General features: G+C 65.5%; 3 protein-coding genes. All 3 read right to left on the bottom strand.

The window, feature by feature from the left end; translation table 11 throughout:
• Positions 1–1,076, bottom strand: a 1,076-nt coding sequence (locus IN820_RS15095; protein WP_193681748.1) for an acyl-CoA dehydrogenase, incomplete at its 3' end; no start/stop codon positions are given.
• Positions 1,077–1,108: 32 nt separating this feature from the next.
• A complete protein-coding gene (locus IN820_RS15090) occupies positions 1,109–2,311 on the bottom strand; it encodes a 3-oxoadipyl-CoA thiolase (protein WP_193681747.1) in 1,203 nt (400 codons plus the stop codon).
• A gap of 2 nt (positions 2,312–2,313) precedes the next feature.
• On the bottom strand, positions 2,314–3,828 hold the full coding sequence (locus IN820_RS15085; RefSeq protein ID WP_193681746.1) for a 3-hydroxyacyl-CoA dehydrogenase: 1,515 nt from the start codon (positions 3,826–3,828) through the stop codon (positions 2,314–2,316).
• Between the last annotated feature and the right edge of the window lie 60 nt (positions 3,829–3,888).

The raw sequence follows: 3,888 nt of genomic DNA, 5'->3' as shown, positions 1-3,888 counted from the left end.
GCCACGCCGAACTCGTCGCTGATGCCGTTGCCGCCCAGCATGTCGCGGGCCATGCGCGCCACGTCCAGCGCCTTGCCGCAACTGTTGCGCTTCATGATCGAGGTGATCTCCACCGCCGCCGTGCCCTCGTCCTTCATGCGCCCAAGGCGCAGGCAACCCTGCAGGGCGAGGGTGATTTCGGTCTGCATGTCGGCGAGTTTCTTCTGGATCAGCTGGTTGGCCGCCAGCGGACGGCCGAACTGCTGGCGGTCGAGCACGTACTGGCGGGCGGCATGCCAGCAGAACTCGGCGGCGCCCAGCGCGCCCCAGCTGATGCCGTAGCGCGCACTGTTCAGGCAGGTGAACGGCCCCTTCAAGCCGCGCACCTCGGGGAAGGCGTTCTCTTCGGGGCAGAACACGTTGTCCATCACGATCTCGCCGGTGATCGACGCGCGCAGGCCGACCTTGCCATGGATCGCCGGGGCGGTCAGGCCTTGCCAGCCCTTCTCCAGTACGAAGCCGCGAATCTGCCCTTCGTCGTCCTTGGCCCAGACCACGAAGACGTCGGCGATCGGGCTGTTGGTGATCCACATCTTGCTGCCACTGAGGCGATAGCCGCCATCGACCTTCTTCGCCCGGGTGACCATCGAGCCCGGATCGGAGCCATGGTTCGGCTCGGTCAGGCCGAAGCAGCCGATCCATTCGCCGCTGGCGAGCTTGGGCAGGTACTTCTGCTTGGTGGCCTCGTTGCCGAACTCGTTGATCGGCACCATCACCAGCGACGACTGTACGCTCATCATCGAGCGGTAGCCGGAGTCGATGCGCTCCACTTCGCGGGCGATCAGACCGTAGCACACATAATTGAGGCCGCTGCCGCCGTAGGCTTCGGGGATGGTCGCGCCAAGCAGGCCGGTGTCGCCCATCTCGCGGAAGATCGCAGGATCGGTGTGTTCATGACGGAACGCCTCCAGCACACGCGGCGCCAGCTTGTCGGCGGCGAACTGCGCGGCGCTGCCCTGCACCATGCGTTCTTCCTCGGTCAGTTGCTGATCGAGCAGCAGCGGATCAATCCAGTTGAAGCTTGCCTTGTTGGCCATGGGGTAGTTCTCCGAATTCGTTGGGGGTGTGGTTAATCGAAACGTTCGATGATGCAGGCGATGCCCTGGCCTAGGCCGATGCACAGGCTGACCAGGGAGTAACGGCCACCCGTGCGCTCCAACTGGCGCACGGCACTGAGCGCCAGGCGCGCGCCAGAAGCCCCGAGCGGGTGACCGACGGCAATGGCACCGCCGTTGGGGTTCAACCGCGGATCGTCGAAAGCCAGACCGAGTTGCTGGGCACAACCGAGCACCTGGGCGGCGAAGGCTTCGTTGATTTCGATCAGGTCGATGTCCGCCAGACTCAGGCCGGCACGCTGCAGCACCTTGCCGATCGCCGGCACCGGCCCCAGGCCCATCAGCCGGGGCTCTACGCCAGCCACCGCGCCAGCGAGGATGCGCGCGCGTGGTTTAATACCGTAGCGCTCGCCTATGGCGCGTGAGCCGACCAGCAACGCGGCAGCGCCATCATTCACTCCCGAAGCGTTGCCGGCGGTGACCACACCACCTTCGAACAAGGGCCTGAGCCGCGTCAGCGCCTCGAAGGTACTTTCCGGGCGTGGGTGCTCGTCGTGAGTGACGACTTTCGGCGGCTGCTTGCGCCCCTGTGGCACTTCGACGGGCTGGATTTCCCCAGCAAAGAAACCCTCCTGCCGCGCCGCTTCGAATAGCGTCTGGCTACGCGCCGCATAAGTGTCGGCCTGCTCGCGGCTGATACCCAACTCGTGGGCGACGTTGTCGGCAGTCTCCGGCATGGAGTCGGTACCGAACTGCGCCTCTACCTGCGGATTAGGGAAACGTGCACCGATGGTGCTGTCGAACACTCGGAAATCACGCGACCAGGCGCTGTCCGCCTTGGCCACGACGAATGGCGCACGGCTCATGCTTTCAGCGCCGCCGGCGACGAACAGCTCGCCCTCGTCGCAACGCACCGCGCGGGCGGCATCCAGCAGCGCCGCCAGGCCCGAGCCGCACAAGCGGTTGACGGTCAGTCCACCGACCGCCAGCGGCAAGCCGCTGAGCAAGGCCACATGACGGGCCAGGTTGCGCCCATCCTCGCCGGCCTGACTGGCACAGCCGGCGATCAGATCCTCATAGTCATCCGCAGCGAATGGGTTGCGCGCCACCAGGGCACGAACCACACCAGCCAGCAAGTCGTCTGGGCGCACCCCGGCCAGAGCACCAGCGTGGCGGCCGAAGGGCGAACGCAGGCCATCATAGATATAGGCAGTCATGCTCATTCCTCGGGAGTGGTCAGGGGCAGGCCGAGCTGCACGCGGCGGCGCAGCCAGGGGCTGACCCGGTAGCGCGGCTCCTGATACAGATCATGCAATTCGTGCAGGATCTGCTCGATCTTCAGTGCCCCGTAATGATCGCCAAAGCCCAGCGGCCCATGGGGATAGCCCAGCGCCAGTCGCACCGCGCGATCCAGGGTGGCGGGATCGGCGATACGCCGCTGGGCGATCTCGCAACCCAGGTTGACGATCCCAGCCAGCACCCGCTGGGCGATGAATCCGGGTGAATCGTTGATCACCTCCACCGGCACGCCATCGGCAGCCAATGCCTGGCGCGCCTGTGCCAACACACCGGCATCCAGAGCTGGCTGACGCATCAGTACGCGACGCGTGTCAAAGCCAGCGAAGGTTTCCAGGGCCAGGCTGCGTGTTGGCGGCAATTGCTTGCGGGCGATCACGCTGCTGGCATCCTCGCCCAGCGGGGTGACCAGGCAGATCGCTTCTGCCGAGGGCCGCTCGGCCTGTTCCAGCACGGCACCAGCGACGACCAGCACACGAGCCAGACGCTCACGAACCTCGGTATCCCGACAGTCAAGCCAGAATGGCCGATCGATCATGACTGGCGCAGGCAGCGCGAGCTTTTCCTGCAACGCCCCACCCTCTGCATAGTGATAAAACCCCTGCCCACTCTTGCGCCCGAGCAGACCGCTGGCCACACGTGGCGGCACCAGAGGCGAAGGCGTATAGCGTGGATCCTGATAGAACTGCCCGTGGATCGACTCCATCACCGCCTGGGAGATGTCCAGGCCGACCAGGTCGAACAGCTCGAATGGCCCCATGCGAAAGCCCAGGCTGTCCTTGAGGATGCGGTCGATCTGCGCCGGCGTGGCGATACCTTCGGCGAGGATACGTAGCGCCTCCGGGCCGTAGGCGCGACCGGCATGGTTGACCAGGAAACCCGGCGAGTCCGGGGTGAGCGCAGCAAAGTGCCCCGCTGCTTCGGCGAGTGTCGACAGGCGTTCGATCACCTCGGGCGCGGTGCGCTCGCCGCGCACTACCTCGACGATCTTCATCAGCGGCACCGGGTTGAAGAAGTGGAAGCCAGCCACCCGCTCCGGGCGCTCGCAACCACTGGCAATCAGGCTGATCGACAACGACGAGGTGTTGCTGGCCAATACCGCATCGGCGCTGACCAGAGCTTCCAACTGGCGGAACAACGCCTGCTTGGCATCCAGGTTCTCGACAATCGCCTCGATCAACAGATCGCAGCCGGCCAGCTCGCTCAGCGCATGTGCCGGGCGCATGCGTGCCAGGGTCGCATCCAGCGCCTCGGCACTCAGCTTGCCCTTGGCCGCCGCACGCTCCAGCAGTTCGCGGTTGTACTGCAGCGCCTGCTCGATGGCCTCGCTACGGCTGTCGTGCAGCAATACCTCGACACCCGCACTGGCGAACAACTGGGCGATGCCCCGGCCCATGGCACCACTGCCAATCACACCGATCTGCCTGAAAACACTCATGACAGCACCTGCTCCAGCTCCGGCACGATCTCGAACAGATCGCCCACCAGGCCGTAGTCG

The sequence above is a fragment of the Pseudomonas lopnurensis genome (genome assembly GCF_015070855.1).
GTDB classification, from domain to species: Bacteria; Pseudomonadota; Gammaproteobacteria; order Pseudomonadales; family Pseudomonadaceae; genus Stutzerimonas; species Stutzerimonas lopnurensis.
Note: the sequence above shows the minus strand (reverse complement) of the source record. Positions and strands in the feature narration are given on the sequence as shown.